General features: G+C 52.5%; 17 protein-coding genes. 4 read left to right on the top strand and 13 right to left on the bottom strand.

Annotated features, from left to right (window positions below):
• Positions 1 to 179: 179 nt before the first annotated feature.
• Positions 180 to 3,146 carry an O-antigen ligase family protein gene (locus tag SH302x_RS10830; protein WP_479368730.1) on the top strand — a complete coding sequence of 989 codons (2,967 nt, stop codon included), beginning with the start codon at positions 180 to 182 and terminating at the stop codon, positions 3,144 to 3,146.
• 231 nt (positions 3,147 to 3,377) lie between these two features.
• Here SH302x_RS10830 and SH302x_RS10825 read toward each other — a convergent pair whose 3' ends face one another.
• The 6 genes from SH302x_RS10825 to SH302x_RS10800 form a co-directional block, all read right to left on the bottom strand.
• Complete coding sequence (locus SH302x_RS10825; RefSeq protein ID WP_479369263.1) at positions 3,378 to 3,926, bottom strand: DUF3037 domain-containing protein; 549 nt, start codon at positions 3,924 to 3,926, stop codon at positions 3,378 to 3,380.
• A 43-nt stretch (positions 3,927 to 3,969) separates the two neighbouring features.
• Positions 3,970 to 5,169 carry a PDDEXK nuclease domain-containing protein gene (locus SH302x_RS10820; protein ID WP_479368729.1) on the bottom strand — a complete coding sequence of 400 codons (1,200 nt, stop codon included), beginning with the start codon at positions 5,167 to 5,169 and terminating at the stop codon, positions 3,970 to 3,972.
• Positions 5,166 to 6,011 (bottom strand): type I restriction-modification system subunit M N-terminal domain-containing protein, encoded by an 846-nt coding sequence (locus SH302x_RS10815; protein WP_479368728.1) that lies wholly within the window; start codon positions 6,009 to 6,011, stop codon positions 5,166 to 5,168. Before SH302x_RS10815 ends, SH302x_RS10820 begins: the two co-directional genes overlap by 4 nt.
• A gap of 54 nt (positions 6,012 to 6,065) precedes the next feature.
• On the bottom strand, positions 6,066 to 6,281 hold the full coding sequence (locus SH302x_RS10810) for a helix-turn-helix domain-containing protein (protein ID WP_479368727.1): 216 nt from the start codon (positions 6,279 to 6,281) through the stop codon (positions 6,066 to 6,068).
• A 416-nt stretch (positions 6,282 to 6,697) separates the two neighbouring features.
• On the bottom strand, positions 6,698 to 6,868 hold the full coding sequence (locus tag SH302x_RS10805) for a hypothetical protein (RefSeq protein ID WP_479368726.1): 171 nt from the start codon (positions 6,866 to 6,868) through the stop codon (positions 6,698 to 6,700).
• Positions 6,869 to 7,026: 158 nt separating this feature from the next.
• Positions 7,027 to 7,743, bottom strand: coding sequence for a MotA/TolQ/ExbB proton channel family protein (locus tag SH302x_RS10800; RefSeq protein WP_479368725.1), 717 nt, complete (start codon positions 7,741 to 7,743; stop codon positions 7,027 to 7,029).
• Positions 7,744 to 8,078: 335 nt separating this feature from the next.
• Here SH302x_RS10800 and SH302x_RS10795 point away from each other — a divergent pair, with 335 nt between their 5' ends.
• A complete protein-coding gene (locus SH302x_RS10795) occupies positions 8,079 to 9,062 on the top strand; it encodes a hypothetical protein (protein WP_479368724.1) in 984 nt (327 codons plus the stop codon).
• A 61-nt stretch (positions 9,063 to 9,123) separates the two neighbouring features.
• On the opposite strand, the gene SH302x_RS10790 is transcribed toward SH302x_RS10795, so the two are convergent.
• Positions 9,124 to 11,028, bottom strand: coding sequence for a glycerophosphodiester phosphodiesterase family protein (locus SH302x_RS10790; RefSeq protein WP_479368723.1), 1,905 nt, complete (start codon positions 11,026 to 11,028; stop codon positions 9,124 to 9,126).
• Between the two features lie 128 nt (positions 11,029 to 11,156).
• Here SH302x_RS10790 and SH302x_RS10785 point away from each other — a divergent pair, with 128 nt between their 5' ends.
• Complete coding sequence (locus SH302x_RS10785; protein WP_479368722.1) at positions 11,157 to 12,911, top strand: alpha/beta hydrolase; 1,755 nt, start codon at positions 11,157 to 11,159, stop codon at positions 12,909 to 12,911.
• A gap of 364 nt (positions 12,912 to 13,275) precedes the next feature.
• Complete coding sequence (locus SH302x_RS10780) at positions 13,276 to 14,202, top strand: DUF4142 domain-containing protein (protein WP_479368721.1); 927 nt, start codon at positions 13,276 to 13,278, stop codon at positions 14,200 to 14,202.
• 238 nt (positions 14,203 to 14,440) lie between these two features.
• Here the strand turns inward: SH302x_RS10780 and SH302x_RS10775 are convergent, their stop codons facing one another.
• The 6 genes from SH302x_RS10775 to SH302x_RS10750 all read right to left on the bottom strand — a co-directional run bounded on the left by SH302x_RS10775 (position 14,441) and on the right by SH302x_RS10750 (position 25,643).
• Positions 14,441 to 16,303, bottom strand: a complete 1,863-nt coding sequence (locus SH302x_RS10775) for a GMC family oxidoreductase N-terminal domain-containing protein (RefSeq protein ID WP_479368720.1) — start codon at positions 16,301 to 16,303, stop codon at positions 14,441 to 14,443.
• 287 nt (positions 16,304 to 16,590) lie between these two features.
• Complete coding sequence (locus SH302x_RS10770; RefSeq protein ID WP_479368719.1) at positions 16,591 to 17,805, bottom strand: FG-GAP repeat domain-containing protein; 1,215 nt, start codon at positions 17,803 to 17,805, stop codon at positions 16,591 to 16,593.
• 144 nt (positions 17,806 to 17,949) lie between these two features.
• Positions 17,950 to 19,401, bottom strand: coding sequence for a sigma-54-dependent transcriptional regulator (locus tag SH302x_RS10765; RefSeq protein ID WP_479368718.1), 1,452 nt, complete (start codon positions 19,399 to 19,401; stop codon positions 17,950 to 17,952).
• A gap of 3 nt (positions 19,402 to 19,404) precedes the next feature.
• A complete protein-coding gene (locus SH302x_RS10760) occupies positions 19,405 to 20,730 on the bottom strand; it encodes an ATP-binding protein (RefSeq protein ID WP_479368717.1) in 1,326 nt (441 codons plus the stop codon).
• A gap of 103 nt (positions 20,731 to 20,833) precedes the next feature.
• On the bottom strand, positions 20,834 to 24,166 hold the full coding sequence (locus tag SH302x_RS10755; RefSeq protein WP_479368716.1) for a DUF6797 domain-containing protein: 3,333 nt from the start codon (positions 24,164 to 24,166) through the stop codon (positions 20,834 to 20,836).
• Positions 24,167 to 24,182: 16 nt separating this feature from the next.
• Positions 24,183 to 25,643, bottom strand: coding sequence for a DUF1501 domain-containing protein (locus tag SH302x_RS10750; RefSeq protein WP_479368715.1), 1,461 nt, complete (start codon positions 25,641 to 25,643; stop codon positions 24,183 to 24,185).

Below are 25,643 nucleotides of genomic sequence, written 5' to 3'. Positions count from 1 at the left end.
GATCGTCACAATAGTTACAACTCGCTCAACGCCAACGCCATTAGCACCTAAACTGTGTGCCTATGCCCACTTTAAGCGGGACTAGTCACCTTTCACGGGTTAAACTAAAGTAGCGAACAAATGTATTCCTGTCGCGGTACGTGCTGCCCCATCCTCTTGCGTCCAAACTCGAAAATATAGTGTCGAACTTTGACTACAAATCCTCCTGGCTGCGGAAGGATCGATCTTCGAAGGCTGAGCGGACCGAGCCAGTCGATAAGTTCTTGCTGTTTTTTCGGCTCTTGTTGCTAGTTCTTGTCGCCACGGTTCCTTGGTACTACGGTACGGTGGATTGGACTTCGCAGCATGTCTATTTGATGGCTTCGATCATGGTCTGCGTGCTAGCGGGAATAGGAGTAATTTGGAAGTATCTGGCTCAGCGTCCTAAATCGGGTGTTAGCCGCGAAACGACCAAATCGCCGCGGGAAATCGTCAACGTTTTCCCTCCATTGCCAACGTTTTTGTTCTTGATCATTGCGGCGTGGAGTTTCGTCCAGGCGCTTCCGCTTTATAGCATCGAAGGTGGAGACACGGGGCCAAATTCCATTCGCCTGCAACGGCTTTATTTAGGTGAAGCAATTCCGTCCGTGCAGCAGCGACTTGATTTGAAACCGCATTCAGACGCAGTCATCAATACGTTCTTGCCCGAGGAGCTGAAGTCGCACAAACTGGCATGGAGCATCGAGCCACTGCATACCAAGGCCGCCATCGGTATGATCGCGTTGGTTGGAGCACTTATCTGGTTTGGACGCGTTTACTTTTCTAGCAACAATGGTTTGCCTTGGGTTTTAGGCGGCGTGACCATTGTCGGCGTTGCGGTGGCAATGTTTGGCGTGGCTAGCTTGCTGTCATGGAACAGTGCGAACTCTTTGGGGCTAGGTAAAGGTTCAACCTTTGGGCCATTCGTATCGCGGAACTCAGGTGGTTGTTATCTCAATATCTGCCTATCCGCGTCCTTGGGTTTGACCGCTTGGGCTTTCAGCAAAGGCAGTCGCCAACGAGTGGACCAACGCTATGCGAACATGCAGGCATCGGGCTGGGAAAAAGTGCTCAGTCGAATCGAGCTATCGATTGGTCAATTAACCACTTTGCAGATTGCAACGGTCATGGCATCTGCATTCCTCATGGCCTCAGTGTTTTCTACAGCATCGCGAGGAGCTTCCATTGGCGCGGTAGTAGCCGTCGGAGCGGTCTTTTTGATGTCGACTGGCAGCGGCGTCAGCTTTGGCCGCGTGATCGTGGCAGCGATCATACTCGCCGTAGGAGCGTCTTTCCTCTTTTGGTTCGAGCTTGATGACCGATTGCGAGAGCGATTGGATAAGTCGATTTGGGATGAGGATTTCGAGATGGGACGGCGCTTGATCTGGAGCTTTGCGGCTTCAGCATCGGCATTCTTCATGTCGACTGGCAGCGGGCTGGGGACTTTCCACTACGCTCACTTGCCATTCCAAACCCAGTCTTCCAATGTCTGGTTTTACAATGCAGAAAGTTTATATTGGGAGTCCGTCGTAGGCTTGGGCTGGGTTGGCGTGCTAGCGATTTTGGGAATGTTAGCAACGTTCATTTATTTGATGTGGCCCAAGTCGAACTTGAACCAAGCCGATCATCGCATGGTCCGACTGGGCGCCGCTCGCGTCGCTAGTTTAGCGTTGTTCCTTTCGGTCGGCTTGCACAGCTTCTTCGATTTCTCAATGATCATACCAGCGTGCTTTGTGACAGCAGCGCTGCTTTTAGGAGCGTTATACGGGAGTTCCGAATTGGAGGATACGCAGCGATCGAGCTCGCGAACTTCGAGCCGTCGCTCACGCAGTTCCTCTCGTAGTAGTTCATCCAGTCGATCTACTCGCCGCTTGCGCGATGTGAGTCAAGCTGTCGAGCCTGCACCAACGGAAGGCTCAGCTCCTACTCCAGCGGGCACTTCACTACGATCCATTGCTGCAGAGAACTCCACGTCCCTGCGGCAATTGAACGCTGCTGGCATGCCGGTACAAGGCAGTATTGTACTCGCCGTCACAACGATGATCTTGCTGTGTGTCAGCATGTGCTATTCGCTTCCTTCGCTGGACCTGCTGGCCCGCGGCGATCGAATGCGACTGTGGACTTCGCGGCAAATTCGACTGCCGGCTGCAAAACGTGCGGCAAATCCTAGCGTCTTGACTGCTGGCATCTGGGGCAAGAGCAGCAAGGATTTACAGAATGCACCTGATGCGCTTCGAATTATTGCGTTTGCTGTCTTGAACGAATACCAACGTACGCGGGCCGACGATTTGGAAGCGGCCTTGAAAGTGCCCCGCAGCCAAGCGGCTTCGCTGTCCACTCCGACGATAACGCACATCAGTCTCGCGAAACTGGCTGACGATCCCGAGAAGGTGGATGAATTCTTCGTCTCTCCTCGGCAAAAGGCTCGTTGGCAAAAGACACGCGACTTGTTACGACAAGCCGTCGTGAACAGCCCGCTCGACTGGCGAATCAGTTACGGCATCTATCTGCTCAGCTTCGACGCGCAAGAAGAAGAACTTGCGTTGCTGGCCAATCGACTACATCGCATCTCAGTGCATCGACCAAGCTTTCAGATCCAAATTGCGGCTATCGAGCATGCCAGCGGCCGACAAGAACAAGCTCTTAAGCTACTTGCTTCGACCCTGCAGGGTAACCGCGGCATGGCGACTCGTATTGCTAAGTTGTTGACTGAGTGGTATCCCGATGACCAAATCCCAATCGACCTGTTCAACGACGATCCCGCTCAACTGCTGGGTGTGAGCAATGTGATTAACAAAAAGAGTTTTCCCATCACACATGAGAGGCTTATCAGTCGAGCCGAACAGGCCGCAGAGAAAATGCCACGTTTGGATCCGAATCGCTCCCTCTATCTAGCTCAAATTGCGAAGGGCAGAGGGGACCTGCAGGCTGCCTTGAGCTTTTTGAAGGAAGCTTCGCGACGCAAAGCCGGTGATGCAACGCTGCGCATCGACATCGTCGCCACCGCCATTGCAGCAGGTGATTTGGAGTTCGCTTCGGACGAGCTGGATAACCTGCGATTCTCCATCGGCGATGACCCCCGACTCAAGAACTTGTCGCAAATGCTGGAACGAGCTCGAAAGCAATAAGTGCCAACTGAGCAGACCGCTCGCGTTGACCTGGGGCGTTTTCCAATTACGACTTTCGTCGCGGTCGTATCCGGGAAATCTTAAACTCGAACTCGTCCTTTGGACGGGCTTCCGGGAATTCCTACACATAGAAAGATAAGGTTTGCCACAGTTGCCAAGCGGAGCCATGAGCGTCAGAAATTCAAAAGTTTTGGCTTCTATTTTCGCCAGTTCAGTCGCAAGCTGAGTAGTTCAATGGATATCTGCTGCAAATGTTACAGGCTGCAACAAATGGAATGCACCGTTTTGGAGTGCGAAAGGGACTTTGAATTCTTGACCAAATACGGGGAGTTTCGTACTGTAGTTGAGCACAGCACGTCCCTCGGACTCGATTCGTGTAAAAAGCGATTCAAGAGTCGGAAACAACTTCGTGTCTTGGCTTGTTGGGGTAGGCTTCGTTCCGACGAGCTCGTCGAACAGTCGCGTTAGATCTTCATTTGGTGCAGGTGTCACGCGGCAAGGCATGAACTTTGTCATACGAATCTGATTTACTTGCAATGACGCAAGTTTGTCGAGATCCTCGATATTACGTATCGATCGCTTCGAATCGAGCAAACATTCTTCGAGTGCATCCTTGCTGGTTCGCAAGCGAACGAAATCCCGGTCGCCACGTCCAAACATCTGGCTGATGCGGCGATTTTCATTGGATAGCTTCACTCCAAAGAACTCTTGCTGTGCGCAAAACAATGCTACCCCAATGTTGGCGACTTCAAGTCGTGCTGCGTCCGGGCGAAATTGAATCAGACTATTCGACTAACACTGCGCTTGATTTTCTGGCTGTTATTCACTTCCCACCGTCCATTTCCACCCGCACGACATCGGCGAGTTGTTTGGCGGTTGGCAGTTTGCCTTTCAGGTCGCCGGGCAGTTTCGACTGTAGCTCGTAAACCGCGACGCCGATGGGATTGGCCTTGGATCGCAGTGCGTACTCGACTTCCACATCGTCCTTCTCCGCACACAGGATGATGCCGATGGAAGGCTGATCATCGGGCCCGCGTTCCTGATCGTTGAGCACATTCAAATAGAAATCCATCTTGCCCGCGTACTCCGGCTCGAAGGGGCCGACTTTCAGATCGAAGGCGATTAGCGCTTTGAGGAAACGATGGTAGAACAGCAGGTCGATGAAGTACTCTTTTTTCCCGACGGCGACGCGGTGCTGCCGACCCACGAAGCAGAAGCCGTAACCCAGTTCCAGCAGAAAGGCTTGCAGCCGCGAGATCAGGCGGTCTTCGAGTTCCCGTTCCCGCACTGCCCGTTTCAGCCCAAGAAATTCGAGGCTATAAGAACTCTTCAGCATCTCGTCGGCTTGCTCGGCAAAGTGCTCCGGCAAGGCCAGATCGAAGTTGTGCGTTTTCTTCTCCGATACGGCACGTTCGAAAGCGTTTGCCTTGATTTGGTTGAGCAGCAAATTCCGCGACCAGCCGAAATGGGCGGTGGCGCGGAGATACCAAAGACGGGCGGCGGGATCGGTGAGCTTGTTCAGGATGAGCAGGTTTTGCCCCCAGGGAATTTCTGAAACAAGTTGTCGCAGAAATTGAATCGTCGCATCGCTATCAAAGTAGCGATCAGGTTTTGGCCTTTTTTTGGATCCACTCAATTCTGCGACAGGTTGTCGCAGAATTAGGCTTGAGTTGGGCTGCTTACTTCCTGGAACAGTTTGTTCCAAAAATTCGAGATTTGCGTAAGCTTCATAAAGACGTCGCATATCCCAGACATTACGCGGGGAGAATCCGGTCATCGAGGGAAAAGCCCGCCGTAAATCGACAGCAACCGTCTCCACAACGGATTCGCCCCAGCCCAGCGATTTTTGCTTCTCGACAATCCCTCGACCGATGTCCCAATACAGCAAGATCAAGTCCTGATTCAGCCGCCGGGCTGCGGAGATGCGGGCGTTTGCGACGCGGTTTTTCAGCTCCTCGATGAACTGTCGGTAGTCGTCACTGATCACCAGGTCAGATGGAGTGCTCTTTTTCTTCTGTTTCATTTCGCCAACCCTTTCAGCATTTTCTCGGCCTCCTTTTCCAGTCCCCAGAACTCGGCGAGCAATTCGTCGGCGGGCGTGGGTGCTTGGTAGCGGTAGAAGTATTTGTTTGGCAGGATTTCATAGCCGAGAATCGGCTCGCCGGTCGCTTTATCCTTGGTCTCCTCCCAGCGAATGATCGGCTTGGCGATTTCACGTTTCAGGAAGGCCGCAATGTCCTCGCCGTGCGGGATGTATTCATCGTCCTGCACGTAGTGCCGGTGCGTCCATTCAACAGAAAGTGTTTCGTCGGCGTCGGCCAAGGCTTCCTTGAACTTCTTGGATGCGTTGTCCTTCGCCTTGACGGTGAACTCGATGGCCTTCTCTTTGCCCTTGGCTTTCACCCGCACGCGAAAGGTCAGATCGCTCTCGTGGAAGTCCTGTTCCTTCTTCACGTTCGCGGCGGTGAAGGTCTTCTCGTAAGGCTCGGTGATGATGGCGGGTTGGTCGTGCGCATCGGTCTGCCAGAAGACGACGCTGACCTTGTGGTAAGCGAACTCTTCGCGACGGAAGATTTTGACTTGCTCGTCGGCGTAACCTTTGGCCCAACCTTTGGTGTAACGCTTCTCGATCCACGCGCGGTGGGTGTCGGTGATACGATGCCGTTTGTTGCCAACCGATTTCGGTTCCTTTTCGAACTGCTTCCGGGCATCGATCAGCATGCACTCCAAACGGCGGATGACGATGATGGGCAGAATGACGCTTTGACACTCGTAGGACTTGAACTTTCCCCGCAGCCGCTCGGCCGATTTCCAGATGTCGGATGCGAGGTTGTCGAGTTTGGGTTTGTATAGCGAGAGAGCCATTTGTTGAGACCAATTGTGAGTTGTTAGTTCTTGGGCTGAGTCTGCGGCAACCCTTCATTTTGGATGATTGATCTTCAATGGCCTAACTGGCTTGGCCGTCTTCGTCAAAAACGTGTCCAAGTCAGATCGCTTGAACAGTCGATATCCGTTGGCTGGATTCCGGTGCATTGGAATGTCACCGCGCGCCGCCCATTTGCGAAGCGTGTTCTGAGCGACACCGATGTATTCGGCCGCCGCTGCTGTGTGCAGGTATTCAGTTAGTTTCGGCATTTTCGTTGTGATCTCCAGATCGCGATACGCTTCTGAGCAAAGCCGCTCAGTCTAGCAAACCCTGCACGGTTCGGATATGCTAGCTCGCTTCATTTTTCCTACCGATAGGGGCCGAGGTGACTACTGCAACCGCTTAGACGATCCAGATCTACTTGCCAACGGGTGAACCACGTGGGATTCGCATCGCGGAGAGACTAAAGGTCCCTTGTGACACATTTGGTCATGCACTCGACGGACAGTTGAATTTTCTGGCAAAACGTTTCAAGTCAATTGATAGTCTGAGGCCACGATTGACATGGACGCCTCACTTGCCATAGTTCGCTATTGTAGCGAACTCGACGGCTCTATGGGGGCAGGTACCATCGTCTCGAAAACCGACCGAATTCTTCCATGAATCGGCTGGATGCGGTTTCCCTTCAGAGGTAACTGTGTGACCAACGTTGGCAACGTCGCCAACGCGAAACGCAGATCGCAAAACAAGGGAGCACGAACATGGCTACCAAGACCGCCACCAAAACCAACCGTAACGCCAAAGCCGCCAGCAAGGCCACAACAACCATATTGTAAACCAAAGTAGGATTCTTCACGCTGAGCACTCCAGCGGCTTGAAGGGCAAATGAGTTTCGATTAGGCGAGCGGCCGAGAACGTACCCAGTGTAGTGGGATTCGCCAGAATCCCCGGAGTGTAAATGGAATTCTGCCGAGTCCCATTACGGTAAAATAGTTACTGCCATTCGCCTTACCACTACTGCTTTGGAGCGGTCGGCGTGCGAGGAGGCAAGGCACCGGGTAATCGCCTGCGGATCGGCTGAAATACTTGTTGAGCTGTGTAGACCGCTTCAGCAACCAACTGATCTAAACGATTTCGCAGCAAAGCGAACGCAGCCAGCGACGGGATTGCGATCAACAATCCAGCGACCGTCGTGACCAGCGCAGAGTAAATACCTTGAGCGAGATCGCCAGCCCCTGCGGTTCCCTGCGACACGGCAACTTGACGAAACGCGACGATCATCCCGCCAACGGTCCCCAACAAACCCAGCATCGGCGCGATATTCCCCAGCACGGATAAATACTCGATGCGTCGATACAATCGCGACGCCTGCTCGGCCGTCGATTCCTCCATCGCCTTCTCCACCGCAGGCCAACCAAATTCGACCTCCGATATCCCGCTGGCAACAATGAAAGCCAACGGCGATGGCTTTTGTCGACATAACTGATCGGCTTCCTTTAAACGCCCTTGAGCCAGCAATTGACGCACCGCTTCCGTGAAATCATCCGGGATGACTTCTTGGCGTCGCAGCGCCATCGATTGATCGATCACGAGGTAACCAGCTAACAGCGACAGCGAGATCAGCACGATCATGATACCGATACCGAACAAGCCACCGCTGAAGATGATCTGCAAAAACGATTCGCCTTCGGGCGAGGAAGCTTGAGCGATGAGAACCAAGGGTTGTATCACGAGTGAGCTGTCTTCAAAGCGAGGAGGCGAAACGGGTTTTGGTTGTCCATAAAATAACCTGGCGAGATTTTACCTGAGAAGTTGCCCGGCTTACAGGACCAGTTCGCTGCATTCCCGCCGACTTCTCCTTCGCCTTTCGTGTCGCCTCGAATAAAGATTCCGACGCTTGCCCCTTGCTTGCTTGACCTGTATCGGCCTGGATGGCAAACAGGGCAAAATGGAGCGTCCTTATCGATTGAAACAATTGTTCGCACAGGCCGATAGCTTTTGGACCGATACGTAAATTGAATCTAATTCTTCTCGCGCCGATTTCCAAAACCAAGGAAGGTTGCCCAATGAACCGCTTGTGCCAAAGGTTGTTTCGCTCGATCGCTTCGCTTACGGCGGGCGGTCTTGTCAGTATCACGTTTGCCGCGCCTCCATCGAACGTAGTCGTGCCCGGTAGCGGACAACAACTTACGCAATGCGGCGACGACTTCGAAGACCCAAATTGGATCTTTCATCCCAACGGTCTCAAGAGCAGTGAAGAGATCGATAAACAACAACGTTTGCCACTGGGCAAAAGTGCAAACGGGCGTTGGTTTGAAGGGGCAAAACGTGGCTATCCAGATATCGTGAAACGTGTTCCTACCCCGCCGGGCGGCTTGATCGGCAGCGAAGGCGCATTGCTGCTGCAGTCACGTCTGACAGGCGTACCAGGGAAAATCAGCAACGAAGTTCAACAAGACGATTTTATTGCGAACGTTCAATATCGAACCGGCGGGCCGATTCCTGCGGCTCAGTGCCCCAGCTTTACCACTCGCGTCTATATGCCGCCGCTGGACGAGTGGGAGAACCGCGTCGGCCCTCACTTCTCATTCCGCTCGGCTATTGAAACGACCAAGATGGAGAAGGGGAAATTCATTTTCGCGGGACCTAAAGAGGAAAACGAAATCTATTGGCCTGGCTTGTTCATCTTGATGGAATATCGCAAGAATCAAGAAGGCAAAATGGAACGTCACGCTTACTTCCGAGTCCGTGCCAATCAAAATGGTGGCGATGTGCGAGGACCCGATATCCCCCAAATGGGCTGGTGGACTTTAGGTTTGTCTTTCTCCGCAGATGGTATGGTTCACTATTTTGCACGTCCCGGCGTCGGCGATCTAACTCGCGATGACTATGTTACTTCGTCGTTCCCCTACGGATATCGTTGCGAACGAGTCCGAACGTTCTTCTACAATTCGGTCAATAAAGAAGACGGACGTACTTGGAGCACGCCATTCATCATCGATGACCCTAAAGCCTTCGTGCTCTATTCGGCGCGCACTGCGAGCCGATAAGGCTTTCAGCTTAAAGCTTGCTTGAGCTGCTGCAACCGCGTGTCAGCGGCAGCCTGAACGGTTATTGCGGATCAATTCTTTGTTGAACGCCCAGCCGAATCGCCACTTCGGCCAGCAGTCGCTCGGCGTTACTCATCTCGGCGCGGTGGCTCAACACGCTGCGAGCCAGATCAGGGCGATCGGTAAGAATGCCATCGACCCCACGGTTCATCATGACCGACATCGTGGCGGCATCGTTGACCGTCCATACAAAGACTTCCTTCTTTGCATTATGAACACGTCGAACGAAAGCACGATCGACAAACTGAGCATTAACCGCAAGAAAGTCGGCATCAATTCGCTGGATGTTCCCAACAGCAACAGACAGCAAGAGACCGCATTTCCAATTGGGCCTTAGCCGTTTCACCTTTTGGATCCCTGATGGCTTGAGCGACATGATCATTACGCGGTTGGTCATCTGCGTCTCTTCGACAATTTGGATCACGCGTTCTTCTAACTGCTGATCTCGGCCATAATACTTCAATTCAATCATCACTCCGATTTTGCCACGACAAGCCTCAAGGACTTGACGCAGCGTCGGCACCCGCTGGTCGCTAAATTGTTCGCCGCGCCAACTGCCAATGTCAATGTCTTGCAGCATTTCGTAGGTTGCGTCCCAGATCTTGATGGGGTTGCCCGCGAGCTTCATAAAGTCGCTATCGTGGATCACCACAACCTCGCCATCTGCGGTTTCCTGGACATCGATCTCGACCCAGTGAGCGCCATCCAAAATCGCTTGCTGAACTGCTGCCAGAGTATTCTCTGGTGCCGCGATCGACGCTCCGCGATGTGCCATGACATCCACATTATCATTGATCTGAATGGTGCTTAAACTGGTAAAACCCAACAGTGCGGAACACATTGTGCCAATGAGTAGAATGGCCGTAACCCTAGGACGTGTAAGCCGGTAATTCGCCAGTACGCCGCTTGGGCTTTGCACCGGTAGATGATCCAAATAGCTATCGCTGACCGAGTTCAGTGTCTTGTAGCCTTGAAACAGCAAGCCCGCAAATGTAATCGCCGTGAAGATGTTCACAACAAAGCCAATCGCGGCAGTAATAAAGATGAGCAGCCCTATCTGGCTAGCTAAAATCGCAAGAGAACTGACCCGCGCTGGCACCAGCAACTGCGTCGCGCCCGCTACAACCAAGATACCTGCAAGATTCAAGATACCGACGATTGCTAGCCACATGCCAATCCAAGCGATCACTTGCCAGCGCTTATCGCGAACCAGCCGTCGACTTTGTGCCATCGCTTTATTCGGAGGCACCTCTTCAAACAAAACCAAGGGCAACGCAAAATACCAACTGGATAGCAGTCGCAACAGAACCCAGCCGAGAATTACGCTGAGTATCGCTCCAATCCCAACAGCCACCTTGAACTCCGTTGGACGTTCCTTCAAGTAGAAGTTGATATCGAACTCAGTCAATAACCAATAGTAAACCAACCCCGCCACGATGAAAATCGGCGCGACCGCGATCAGGGTCGAAGTGACCAAGCGGCGTGTCACACGTAAGATGGCCACCGATCGAGAAAACGAAAATCGTAACGCGCGGACCACATGCAGCCGCCTTTGACAAACTTTCGTGGACAAGATCGACAGCAAGGAGGCTTGTTCGAGCGCTATTAAGCTAAACCAAACCGAACCTAATAGAATCACGCTCAATACGCCATAGGGTCCGGCAAAGAACATCGCGATATCAATATCCGATAATACGTCGCTGCCACCGACCGACAGCACTCCTCGGACCAGCAAGGAAAAGAGCGGTGTGAGCACAATAAACGAAAGCGTTTTGTACACGACATCGGTCACCACCAGACTGGGCAAGCAGCCGCGCATCCGTTGCCATGCCGCTGTCAGAAACTGATAGTGCTCCATCTTCAATAATTCTCCGCGTTTCTCAAAATTCTTTCTGGGAATGCTCATCCCAGCCTCCCACTCAACCGACATAACCGTTATAGAGTACCACGCCGGTCTGTCGACAAATGCAGGCTATTGCGTCGAAACATGTTCTGAATGAACGCCAGTCTTGAACGCTTGGTCTTTCAATAATCATGATGATAAACTCAACCTGCTCGCGTAGTATAACCAAGCGTCAGCTAAGTCGAATGGGACGAGCGGTCGCAATCTGGGTGGCCGGAGCGGCTGCAACGGTGGCCGCGGGTGGATTGATGCTGCCTTACGCGTCCCAGCCCGAGAAAACGAGCCAGTCTTCGATCGAAGCTCCTATGGTGGCAGACGAAGCGGTGGCCAGCAAGCCTGTACACCAAGCGGACTTGGTCGGCGTTGTGCCATCCGCCAGCAAAGTGGTCCCGCCAACGGCTCCTCAAAGCGAATTGATCCCATTTGCATTCGATAGCAATTCGACACCAGCGACCACTGCAACGGGTTCGCTGACGTTGGACAAACCAAGTGGTGCGTTCGAAATCGCTGCACCGAGCTATGCTGAGCGACGAGGGAGCTTGCCTAGTACGACCGCCGAGAACGAATTGCAGTTCGCGGCACCTCCGGAAATGTCAACAGAGGAACTAGCCAGCGGTCCAATGGTCGCCGCCGCTGAATCACATGCGGACTTGCCGCCTGTGGATCGCAGCAAGGTCGAACTGTACTATGCCACCGATCGACGCGAAATCGTGCCGTGGTCATTCAGCTTCTGGTACCCTGTCTTGGTCCCAATGTTCATCACGATCATCGGTACCGTCGTCGCCGTTCTCGGCTTCATCAATTTGCGGCCACGTTGGTTGTGGGGATTCGCAACTTTAGGGTGCTTGCTGCTGTGCGGCATCGTCTCCATCAAGACCTTGCAACGATACTATCAGGCGGACCGATTGTCGAGCTTAGGTGGAGTGATCTTCAGTGGACTACGCAATGATCAGTCCGGCCGCGATCCGATGAACTACGGTCGAGCGCTTGTCACGCTGCCTCCCAATCATGAAACCGGAAAAGTCGAGCGTCCCAGTGCGTTGCTGTTTGAGTTCAAAGAGTCGGCTGACAAACATGTGATGGTTCGGCAAATGGAACCGCTTGACGAAGAGAACTTCTTTTCCTCTATGAAGAATAGCGTCGAAGAAGCTCGGCGTTCTTCCGTGTTAGTTTTTATTCACGGATACAACGTAGCGTTCGAGGACGCGTTGCTCAGAACCGCGCAGCTCGCATCTGATATCGAGTTCGACGGCGTACCGATGCTGTACTCTTGGCCTTCAACAGGCCGACTCACCGGCTATCTAACGGACCAAGAGAACGCGGAATGGAGCGTAGTACACCTGGAAAAACTGCTATTGGGTATCCATGAGCGCACACAAGCCCAGCGAGTGCATGTCATTGTGCATAGTATGGGCAACCGAGTTCTGCTGGGGGCCGTCGAAAGGCTTACTTTGCGATACCCGTCCGCTCAGCCCATGCTAGACCAAGTCGTTCTCGCGGCACCAGATGTGGACGTTGGTCAATTTGAAACTCGTTATCGCGTGCCCATCCATCAAGCGGCCAACCAAGTTACGCTCTATACATCTTCTGGTGATCGAGCACTATTGGCTTCGATGGCCGTTCACAAAGTCGCGCGGCTTGGCCTCTCCAGCCAAGACATGCGGACGTTTCAAGGTATCGTTACGGTCGATGTCTCGCAGATCGACACCAGCATGCTCGGCCATTCCTACTATGGTAGCAAGGAAACGTTGATCAAAGACATTCGCGCATTGATCGAACTGGGGACCTCGCCCCTTCAAAGACAATGGTTACAAGAAGTTGCGGGGAAAGCAGAGCCTGTGTTCTGGCGTTTCGCTGAATCAACGGCTGTGTCGCCCGCTCGCTGAACTTCACGACTAGTTGCTCAACGTACCATTGAGTGTGAACCGATGGATGCTCACAGAGTCTCGCTTCACCTATTCTTAATCTAGCGATAAGAAACTGTTCGAATGCCTGCCACCCGAGAGCGCTTTCGTCGCATTGACGATCGCTATCGTTCAATCACCTACCATCACCATCCCACATGTCTTGAGCTAGACCACACGAAGCACATACGTAATCGCTCGTGGGATCACAGTGTATAAGCGACTTCTGCTTGTGTACCATCGTTTATCGACTAAATCGAAGCTTTAGGTTGGAACGGTATTGCCATTGCACTAGTAAGCCTACCATGTCGTTTCCAAACATTACGTTTCATAAAGAGGTAGACTCATGAAGAAGCAACTGATTTTCACATTGTGCTCATGCTGTATCGCAGGCTTTACTAGCTTGGCACCCGCTCAAGAATTCAAGCCAGGTCAGACAGTTCAAGACAATCGTTTGATCCAACCAGGCAACCAAGGACAGGATACCCGCAACCTGCAAACACAGCCTTCGACACAAGGCTTGCAAACAACACCGGGTACTACAGTGCCTTCCACCACACTTCCAAATGCAGGTCAACCTTCCAGCAGCAATGTTGGCAGTAACACGCAACAACGCGATGGGCAGCAGTCACAAGATGTTCAAAAGATCTTGACCAAAGCCTTAATCCAAAAAAATAAAGGCGAGATTGAAATTGCCAAGCTAGCGCAACAACATGCGCAAAGCCAAGAAGTGAAAGACTTCGCGCAGAAGATGGTCGATTCACATTCCAAGCTCGTTAGCAAGCTGGAAAGCGCAAAGGGGTCTTCCAATAAGGATAACCAAGACCGCTCTCCACAGACGGGCTCGGACAACCGAAATTTGAACTCCAACAATCCAGCGAACCAATTGGGCAACCAAGCACAAGCTGGCGGCAACCAACCGCAGCAAAATAGCTTGCAAGTAAACCAAAACACCGCTGGCGACTCATCTAGCAAGAGCTGGAGCGATGGCCGTGGCGTCGACTCGAAACTAGTCTCCATCATGGAGGAAGTTTGCGAGAACCAGCAACAAATGACGAAAGAAATGCTGCAGAATCACAAAGGTTCTGAGTTTGATATGGCGTTCACAGGACAACAGATCGTTGCCCACATGGGAATGCTGGCCGAACTGAAGGCTTTCGAAAACCATGGCGATCAAGAGTTCCAAACCTTGGTCCGCGAAGCGAAAGACGAAGCCAAGCAGCATTTAGAAAAAGCGAAATCGATTGCTAACAAACTGAAAGACGATCGCTAAGCCGACTTGGTGTGTACCGTCTTCTAGATTAGTGAATCCTAAGAGCGGGCGTTGAGTCTATCAACGCCCGCTTTTTTTTTGACGCGCATCGAGCGAACCTCAGCCGACCACCACAAGCCGCAATAAGCCATCGCGTTGAACAGCAACACCGTTCGCTGAAACAAAACTTCGTAGCTCTCACTCCCGTCTTCAGGCGGACTCAGTTCGTAGTACCGCCTTCAGGCGGACTCAGCTCGCGTCACAGCTCAAACAGCTCCGCGAACTCCGGTTGCATCACCAGAAGTTGCGCATTGCGTTCAGCCATCGCAGCGATTGTAAAGAATGGATTCACTGCAATCGCAGTGGGATACATGGACCCATCACACACATACAATCCAGGATACGTCATGTAATCGCCTCTGGAATCCAAATCACCGCCGCTGCTCAGATCATAAACACGCCCGCGGTGATCCACCACTCCATGCCGAGGGTCATCGCTCATCGAGCAACCGCCCAATGGATGCACAGTGATCATGCGATCGTGCGGCGGATGCAAATGTCGATACTTGCCGCCATGAGCTTTCGCGACCAACGCAAACTCCTGCCGGATCTTTTCCCGGTATGCACTTTTCAGCAATCCAGGCCACAGGACATTGGCGTTTCCATCTTCATGCAACACGACACGCCCTAACTGGCCATCATGCCCCATACCTAGCAACGGCAAGGTTGACTCTTGCTTCAAATCTAAAAACAGTCCCTGCACAATCTTGGTATAGACGCTTGCGATTGCTCCTTCCTGGATCAGAACTCGGTCGTGCAAACGGGGACGATAAGGATACGTCAGGTTGCTTTGGATCGTTGGTCCTGGTCCGCATTGCTTGGTTGTATAAGCAGCGGTTCCTGCGGCCGACGGCGATAAAGTGGAATTGTCGACGAAGCCTAATGCGTCTCCATTCGCGGTCCAGTGGTGTCCCAAGGACGGAGAGCAGCACAGCCCACTATCCTGCGAACGCAGCAATATCTCGGTGGAACCCAAGCTGCCAGCTCCCAGAACAATCATGCGCGTAGTTACAAAGCGACGGGTAGTATAAACATCACCAGCCGGACCGCGATCATGATGCAAGTACTCGATAACATAATGATTGTGGCGACGATGAATTTGACGAACTTCACAATGCGTAAATAGCTGGGCACCATGCCGCCTTGCAACAGGCAGATAGTTCATCGCCAATGTGTTCTTCGCACCCACGTTACAACCGATCATGCAGTCGCCGCAGTCGATACAACTTCGCTGCAGCACGTTTTGGCGATTAAGGATCGGTAAATGTTGCCCCAGACTGTGCCGAGTGATCGTGAGTCCCGCCGCCTCGAAATGGCAACCCAGATCCGACAAGCGTTCGGCAGCCAGTCGCTGCGCTCGCATCTTCTTGGAAAGATCGATGATGTCGTATTGAACACCCAGTTCCCAGGCCGAACGCTCGTAATAGGGTTCCAGCGCATCGCGATCTTGAAGTGCTAACGGCCATTGATGCTGCATGAACACCTCGCGGTCGGGCTTCAAGGCAACATTGGCGTTAACCAACGAACAGCCGCCCAATCCGCTGCCTGCGATGATCATCAGTTCGTCGGTCTGAACAATGTTGTACAGACCAGTCGGGTTTTGCAAAGTTCGCCGGTTAAGCCCCAACGGCTTTAACCTTGCCTGCTTGGCCGCATCTCCCAACGTATCGGGAAAGTCGCCCGGACGCCATTCGGTCCCGCGCTCCATCATGCCTAACCGAACGCCAGGCCGCATGCGTTGAGCCAACCTAGCTGCCATAATGGACGCCCCGTAGCCTGAACCTACAATCATTACGTCGAAGTGGAACTGGCCTTGATTCCCAGCCGCTAGGTCTGGCGGAATCGTAGATGATAGCGAACCACCGAACTCTCGCATGCTTTGGTGATAATCCGCACGCGCTCGCTGTTTATGGATCGAATCTTTCGGACGAACCAAAGCGAAACTCGGAATGCTGTCGTTTGGCTGCGCAGACGAAGATTTGGCAGCAACCGCTGCGGACGTTGCGCCAGCGATACTACCCAGGATTTGTCGCCGATTAAGTTGATCCGACGCTTTACGCATTCCAGCATCCATGCAGTTTTAAGTTTGAAGTAGAAACCGCATCCTGAGGGAAAAGGCAACGATCAAGAAGTAGCAACACGCTGAGTCAGCAGGAACAAAACTTCTTACCCTCACCATCGGAACCGCACAGATGTGTACTTGGACGTTATCCATGCGACGTGAGTAATGCGGAGAATGAGCAGAGATTCGCTAAGCAGTACAACTTAACACGCACTGCCGCCTCAAACTTAGACTACGAACTGGGCGGGACGACAAACTTAAGCCGCCTAACGCTATGGCGCTATTACCTATTTCTTTAACCTGCTAAACAGAATCTGTGTCCCCTCTTTCCCAGCCACCACGATGTCCATATCGCCGTCGCCATCCAGATCAGCAGTTCGAATCTGCAGCCCAATTCCGACAGACCCTTGATCGATAACATAATCATCAAAACTGCCTGACTTCTGGTTCCAAACATAATACTTCATGATCGGCGGCCGAGTCCCACCGGGATCTCGACCATTGTGCGCTCGAACTCGCTTGCCAGTTACCAACTCAGGCTTTCCATCACCATCCAGGTCCACGAGATGCAAACAGTGCGCCTGCGAGTAACTCTCATCAATCAACTGCTCTTCAAACTGAGGCTCGCCACTCGCATCATTCCCTAAGCCTTTCCAGAAATGAATCCCAAAGCCATGCGCTTTGCTAACGATCACGTCACTAATCTTATCGCCATTGAAATCATGAATGATCATTGGACAAGCTCCTTGCACATCCCAACTTGCATGAAACCTCCAACGCTGCGTCAGGGGATCGCCTTCGGGGCCTTCGTACCAACCTGTACCAACCATGATGTCCATGCGACCATCGTTGTTCAGGTCGCCAAAGCCGATACCATGCCCTGTCGAATCTCCAATCCGATGTCCACTCAACGTGGGCTTTGCCGCGGCCTTGGTGTCTGCAGCAACGGTCTCGGCCCCCGAGGCAGGTCTATTGCCAAAGGACCAGACCATTAAAGGATTCGACTTGTTCCATTGATCGGAAATCCACTCTGGCGTGCCATCCTGATTGATATCGATCAAGTAGCTGGTCTCATTGGTTTCGTATCCCGTATCCACCAATGCATGCTGCGTCCAGACTAGGCCTCGTTGCAGCCCTTCAGGCCCCGGATTCTCGTACCAGTAAACGGTTCGCTGCACAAAGTCCATCGAGATTATATCTACATGCCCATCGTGATTGACGTCATACGCCCACTCACCATTGCTGCGAACATAGCCGTCACGATCTTCTATCAAACGCACAGGCCTCGGAATCCAATCACCATTGCGATACCAATTTCGTCCTGCAATAACATCCAGCAGTCCATCACCGTCAACGTCGGCAATATCACAGCCTTCATTGGAATCGATTGTCAGAACTCGAACATCAAATGCAATTGGGTGCTGAGCAACAACCGGAGCAGTACAAGCAGCCGCTAACACGGCGCTCAGAAGACAGGTGAAGCGGAGAGTTCGTATTCGCATGGCGGGATCCTAAGGTGTTTTCGGGGTGGGGCTTTCATTGTAGCTCAGTTTTACTCACCTGTAACAACGTGTTTAAAAAAGGGTTTGAGCCTATGGAAGAAGGGTTAGCCCCGTATTTAAAACACGTTCTTAGTCCGCGAAGGCTTACTCAATACCGTATCGCTTCATTTTTTGTCGAAGTGTCGAACGATGCAAGCCTAGCAGTGCTGCAACGGCCGCACGATTGCCTGACAGATGCTCGAGAGCTTCCTGAATCAGCGGCGGTTCGACCACCGCCAGCAACTCTTCATGCAACAAACCCGTGCCTTCGAACGCGTCGCTTGAATCGCCGCTAGTTGATGCCGCCGGCGTTTTTGCTCGCTCTGAAAACCAGCTTCGAACTGATTCGGAAAGTTGACTGCTGGCCGCGCTACTAGCGTGACCGGGAACTTGATTATCCTGAGGATCGCTAGCTGGCAGATCTTCGACTTGAATAATCGCCCCGGTCGCTTTCATTACCGCTCGTTGGATGGTTTGACGCAACTCACGCACATTGCCGACCCATGGCCGCCGCTCCAACTCTCTCAAAGCCCCCTGGGACAATCGCAAGTCATGGCTGGGAGCGCTGCTCTTGAGAAACGCTTGCGCCATTGCAGCGATATCTTCACGTCGCTGGCGTAAAGGAGGCAGAGAAACGCGGTAGACTTCCAGATGCGTTCGCAGTTGGTCCGTCAAATCTCCTTCAACGATTAAGTGCTCAAGCGGTTGAGTCGAAGTAAAAAGCAATCTTGCCTGCAACTGGCGCGTCTGCGAATCGAGTAAAGCGACGTAACTGGAGGTCTCGATAGCATGTACGAGTTTGATCTGAATATTTAACGGAACTGTCCCGATCTCTTCAATGACCAACGTGCCCGCGCCAACTAATTCCATTAGCCCTGATCTCAGCAACGTTCCTGGCGTAATCTCGTTGGCCCGCGATCCAAACAATTCCGCTTCCAAATCATACGAGCGTTCAAGTACTGGATATGTCGAAAGCAATGGCATCGTCGCTCGATGGCTAAATCGATGTATCATCGCCGCCACCACACTCTTTCCAGTCCCTTGTTCGCCTTCAATAAGCACCGTCGCATCGTGGCTGGCGGCAATCGCAATCTGCTTATAAACCAACTGCATGGCCAAAGAACTGCCCAACAGCAGGTCGTTCTGCAACTGGTTTGCGAGCTGATCGTCGTACGCTGCCGTCTGAATGCTGCGCTGAGCCAAAGCGCGATTGACCGTTTGCAACGCTGCGTCGAGATCAAATGGCTTTGTCAAATATTCGAATGCCTTGCCTTGAATCGCACTGACCGCCGTCTGCAGATCACCAAACGCCGTCATGACAATTACCGGTAACTCTGCGTACTTGGTGTGTATCCGTTGGAGCGCCTCCAAGCCGCTGATACCAGGCAAGCGAATGTCCAATAGGATCGCATCTGGCTTTTGCGAGTTGTGAGAGATCGCTTGTAGAAGTGATTCTGCATCGGAGAATACACGAACCTCTTGTCCCTGCGCGGCCAAGCTCTTCCGCAACGCGAAACAGATCGCTGGTTCATCATCGACAATCCAAACAAGACTCATTGATTATCCTTTAGTCGCCACCTCAATTGGCACCGAAAGCTCGAACACAGTCGTTTCTCCATCCCGCTTCCACTGCAAGACGCCGCCCAACTGCTGCGCTACGCGTTGAGCCATCGGTAATCCTAATCCAGCTCCTTCGTTTTTTGAAGTCACAAAGGGTTCCATCATGGTACCAGCAATATGCGATGCCGGTCCTGGCCCGTCGTCGCTGACTCGCCATATCAATTGCGATTGTTTGTCGCTTAAACCGGCTGGCATCTCCAGGCTACACACAACATTGCCCCCAGAACCAGTGGCTTCCACCGCATTCATAATCAAGTTCAATAAGGCGCTCACCAGGGCTGACCCTTGCGTTAACTCCACGGTGTCGTAAGTGTCCGCCGAATCTAGCTGAAAATCGACGCGGTGATGTTGCGCATATGGCTGTACATACGATTGGATTGTTCGGTGAATCGCTGCAACGGACATGCGTTCGTAATCCGCTAACGTATTATCCGGCGTCGAAGCCAGCAGCCGCCGTAACGATTCTTGAGCGAGCTTCAATTGCGTCAGCGCCATCTCCAACTCTTCGGATTGTTCCAAGCGCTCCGTGCGTTGGCAGGTTTGAATCAGCAAAATCGCACCCGTCAGTGAATTGCGAAGCTGATGTGCCATCCCACTTGCCACTAGGTTGATCACTCGAGCGTGTTCAGCCCGAGCAATCTTCTCATGAGCAGACGCTAGCTGCTGACTCATCTTGTTGACTGACTGTGACAATCGAGCGATCGCATCTTGAGGCCCTGAAACTTGGACGACATCATAGCCCCCCCCGGCGATTCGATCGACTTGGCTTTCCAAGCGTTCGATTCGACGAGCAAGCCGAGCCGACAACCAGGCTGCCACGCAGGCCATCGCCGCTAACGAAACAAGTCCAGTGATCGCTGGTGGCCACAACGCTCGCTGTGTCGCTTGGGCTCGCAGGGTGTGATCGACCAACAAGACCATCGCTCGATAGTCTTGGTTAGACACGTTCTGAGTCCCCTCCGTGACGATATAGTCAAATACTCGTTGGCCCACCTTGAGTTGCTGCAGATCTTCCGACCGCGAGAGCTGGCGATAAAAATTCGATCGGTTAATCTCCAACAACGATGTGGCCGCGACGACGTTGGCTTGGTCTAGCAAGACGAGTTCTACGCCAGAGATTTTAGAGATTTGCTTGACCACATTCTCCGTCAATGGGTACTGAGCTTCGCGGCAAAGCTGATCGATGTTTTCAAGCTTCAACAACGTGCTCCGCGTCGCAGCCCAGTGAGCCGCTTGCCAAGAAGCAATGGTGATTAACGCCGACACAACTAAGATCGTCACGCCCATCGGCAACATAAATTGCCGGCGAAGGGACCATTGCCAACCGAATAAAGACCTGCTGATGTGTTGCAAAATCAAGCCTAGTTTGTTATTTCGCTAACCGATGGATCGTATTGTGAATGGTGCCTTCGATTCTGCGCCCCGACGTGGCAGTGAAGGCATACTGGATCTCCATGCACCATGTCGGCTGCAAGCCTTCCACATAAACTTGAACCGTTACGCCATCATCCAGCAATCGCAAATCATCCACCTCAAGCTGCTGCACATCGAAATGTTCCGAACCATAGTTCGCTGTTCTCTTGAGTGACCAGGTTTGTATGGATACGTCGACTGCCTTCAAGGAACCAGGATCGATTGGCTGTGCAAAACGCAGTTGTACGCCAGCTTGATTGGCATGCAGCAACATGGGCAGTCCCGGATCTGTCGTTTTAGGAATGATTCGATGAAGCCCACCCGGGTGCGTCGCGTCACCAGCCCATGCAAACATACCGCAAACATACAAGTCATCGCTGGACGGCTGCAATCGACCTCGCATAACTCCGGTTGGAAAACTGGGGATAGGCAACTGAATCATACCGCCTTGCTTGACGCCGTCGATTTCTTCATGCAAAACCTGGAAGATCTTGCCGGTACCATACGACAAGTTCAATAACGCTCCGTCCATCGCTCCCCATTTCGGGCTATTGATCCACAACAACTCGCCAGGAGAGCGATCAAACTTATTGGTTATCCAGCACAGCGGCGGTTCCATTGCGGAATCGGAGGCATCCAAAACGTTGTGGTAACCAAACATGTTGCCGTAGAAACGAGGTTGGCTAGATGACGAGGGCTTTACCCAATTGATTCGATTCTTTGGATTCCAATGCCCTTCTTGGTCGGTTACAACAAAAGTCCCATCAGGATTTAAACATACGCCATTGGCTGCGCGAAACCCATTGGCCACAATCTCAGTTCTCGATCCATCGCGGCTGACTTTTAACAATGTTCCGTGATGTGGCACGACCGCAGGCAGGGCATGCCGAGCGGATTTGGCATAGTAAAAGTTCCCCTCCCCATCGACTTGTAAACCCATCGCGAATTCGTGGAAGTGCTCCGTCACTTGATGATCGTTGTTCAAGCATTCGATAAAGTCGATTTCGCGATCGCCATTAAGGTCATGCAACACCGCCAGTTGATCACGGCACGTGATGTGAATCAAATCGTCGACAATCTTCAGCCCCAATGGTTGGTACAGTCCCGACGCGATCCGTTGCCAGTTCAGTTTACGTGGCTCCGAGTCCACTGTCACCAGCCACACATCTCCATCCCAAGTGCAAACCGCCAAACGGCCATCAGGGTAAAAATCAAGCCCGGCGAATCTGGTTTGCGCTAGCCAAGGGTTGTTCGTCGGTGATTCCAACGTCTCGACAGTGAACGCTTCACTATCAAAATCCGTCATGATTTGTGTTTGTGGCTGAGTAGGCCAATGCGTGGGGCCGCCGTGTGTTAACGCTTCCAAACTGACGGCAACCTCAGCCAATCGACTTTCGATCCTTTGTACGATCGGCAGCATCGCGAGCTCGTCCAGCGACGCTGCTTGCGTTTTGCCTACCCAAAGCACAATCTCCAGCGGGCGGTCCGATGCAGGAATTGTGAGCACCAAACTACCCGCTTCTACCGACCATTCAGCAATCGATGGCGCCGCGAAAACGCCAGCCATCAACTCACTCACCCGTACCGCCGAATGCAAGCCGTTGTTGACCCGCGCAGCGATAGCGGCATCCTCCGTATCTGCAACTCGCAACTTCAATGGATCGGTACCAGGTTTCACTGCAAGATAACGCAAATAAGGGTGCGACAATCCCTCGACCGGTCGGCTCAAACTGCTGGGCATCTCTAGAATGTCGCGATTCCCAACCGCGTACTTTAAGACGACTTTACTATCGTAATTATACAGCCCTTGAAACTTCGCCCAACTGCGTGGCAGCGGCCCGTAATTACGTCCATCGCGACCGGGAACACGTTGGTTGTCATCCCATCGACCATCGACAGGGTTAGCCCAACCTGGGCCAATCGCATTTTGAAAATCGATTTGTCCTGAGATACGTGGATGGACATTATGCTGTCCATTGAACTGGATACCGCGCCAGTCAATAAATTGAGGAGCGTTGCTGTTGCCTTGGTCGTGCCAACCGGCCGACATTCGCAATGTGTCGGTATCAAAGATCATCCATTGATGGCCACGCGCCACACCGCCCGGACCATGGTCTAAACGAATCGCAACGCCTTTGTAAGCGATGTTGAGTCGTGGGCCTGGAGTCTCATAGCAATGCGTCAAATGGTTGCCATAATCCATCGCACTCCAAGTCTCGATGGATGCAGGTTCTGGTCCCAGCGAATCGCCGACAGGTAGCGAAGATAGATATGTTTCGTCAATCGTTGTCCATTGTTCCGTATTGTAAGGCAGCACGTACGCTTGGCGAATATAGTGGATCACATCATACTTCTGCGAAGGGACCATCCAAGTTTGAGCGGGCATGAAACCGAAACCATGCGTCAGTGTTTTATACATCGACCAAGGGTCACTGCCATTTTTGAACTTACCTTCAGCGAAACGCAGCGACGTGGGCAATGAACCCGCTTGATCCTTGGTGCCATGGCAATTGGCGCAAACTCGCATGTAAATCGCTTGCCCACGTTCGAAAGCGTCCTCGTTTGCGGCGCGGATCAACGACGCATGATCGATGTGGGCTTCATAGTCGGCGACTTTCACGGCCAGCAGAGCCTCCGAGGGTTTCAGCTCTGCAGCCCTGGCAGAACCGCCGTCGCGAATCTCAATGAGGTACCGGATCAAATCCAAGAACTGCTGCTGGCTCGTTAGCTGAATCACTTGGCCAGCCGGCATTAATGAGAGCGGCTGCTGCACGAGTTGTTCAACGTCGTCTTGCTGGATTGTAACCAGTACTCCATCAGCCGCACGAAGCGTCAACTGGGAATCAGTACGTTCATGCATCAAGCCCGACACGACGGCCCCAGCGCTGGTCAAAACTTGGAACGTTTCAAAACCACGGCGAATCGTTCGGGAGGGATCAAGAACCGACTCGACAAGCTCACGGTCCGACGGCTTCTGCTCGTAGGCTGTGAGGGAAGGCCCAAGACTGCCAGCTTTCGGCAACCGATCGACTGCATGGCACTGCGTACAAGCCATCGACGCTTGATGAAACACAATTGCCCCACGACTAGCATCGCCAATCAAGTTTGCTTGGGCAGCAAGCTGCTCATAGGAGCTGGATTTCAACTGCTTTTCCAACGAGCCGTCAAAAGCGAGCAGCGAATTAGCACCGCACATCCCGCTCAAGAAAGTCAGAGCAATACCCAGCCAAACGTTCTGAAATCTGAACAATGCGAAGTCCTCATACGCCAGCAGCCAACGTGATTTCACGGACGCTCGCAACCGTTCAGCCAGTTACAAGCCGTGAGATAAACTTTCCTTCGTTAATCGTCGGCCGTTCGGGGCGTCCTTTATGCGTGAACGTTAATTCCATGTTGTCGATGCCCATTAAATGTAGGATGCTTGAATGCAAGTCATGCACGTGCGCTCGATCAATTGTAGCATGCAACCCCAGATCATCTGTTTCGCCGATCACTTGCCCACCTTTTACTCCGCCGCCAGCCATCCACATGGTAAAGCCGGTCGGGTTGTGATCACGACCATTTCCCTTTTCGCTCATCGGCGTTCGCCCGAATTCGCCTCCCCAAACAACTAACGTTTCATCTAGCATACCTCGAAGCTTTAAATCTTTCAGCAGTCCTGCGACAGGTTTATCCATACCGCGACATAAATTGCCATGGTTCCGCTCGATATTATCGTGTGAATCCCATTTGCTGCCAGCGCCACTGTAAAGCTGTATAAAGCGAACACCGCGTTCAGCCAATCGCCTGCCCAATAAGCACAGTCGGCCGTAAGAGTTGGTCTCCTTTTCGTTAATACCGTACATCTCCAGAGTTTGAGCTGTCTCGTCGCTGATATCGATCGCTTCAGGGGCATCGGCCTGCATTCGAAACGCCAGTTCATAGCTGGCGATCCTCGCTTCCAGTTCGCTTTGCTCTGGATGAGCGTGGGCAAAGCGTGAATTAAGTTGGTTAAGAAACGACAGTTTAGAACGTTGGCGGCTGTCGGAGATACTCTCAGGTGAATTCAGAAAAGCAATCGGCTGGGTTCCTTCGCTCAATCGCGTCCCTTGATAAACCGCAGGCATAAATCCAGCACTCCAATTTCTTGGTCCATTAACAACTTGAGAATTGTTGTCTTGCATAACCACAAATGCTGGCAGGTTCTCGTTCTCCGTTCCAAGTCCATAAGAAACCCAGCTTCCCAACGAGGGACGACCGCTGAGAATAGAGCAGGAGTTCATTTGGCAAACACCCGCCGAATGATTGATTCCGTCTGCGACGCAAGATCGAATGACTGCGAGATCGTCTGCACACTCTGCGAGATGCGGTAGCCAATCAGAGATCCATAGTCCGCTTTCACCGTGCTGCTTCCAAGTTCGTTTGCATTCCAATAACGGCGATTTCGCTTCTCCCATCGCGGTAATCACCGATCCAAAACTATCGGGAATCGGTTGACCGGCCAGCTTATTCAACAGCGGCTTCGGATCGAACAGGTCCAAGTGGCTTGGCCCTCCTTCCATAAACAAAAAGATCACCCTCTTAGCCGTTTGGCGGTGATGAGCTTCCCGAGCGGCGAGTGGGTTGGAGTTTGTCGATCGACCTAAAGCTGGCTTAGAACCAGCATCCGTATCTGCTGCGACAGCTCGCACTTTGCTTTGGATAGCCGCTAGCGCTAACGCACCAAATCCCGCGCCGCTGCGGGTGAGAAACTCTCGGCGATTGGCTGGTATCGAAGTATGGATCAT

The sequence above is a fragment of the Njordella calcicola genome (assembly GCF_056494125.1).
This window is presented reverse-complemented; position numbering and strand designations above follow the sequence as displayed.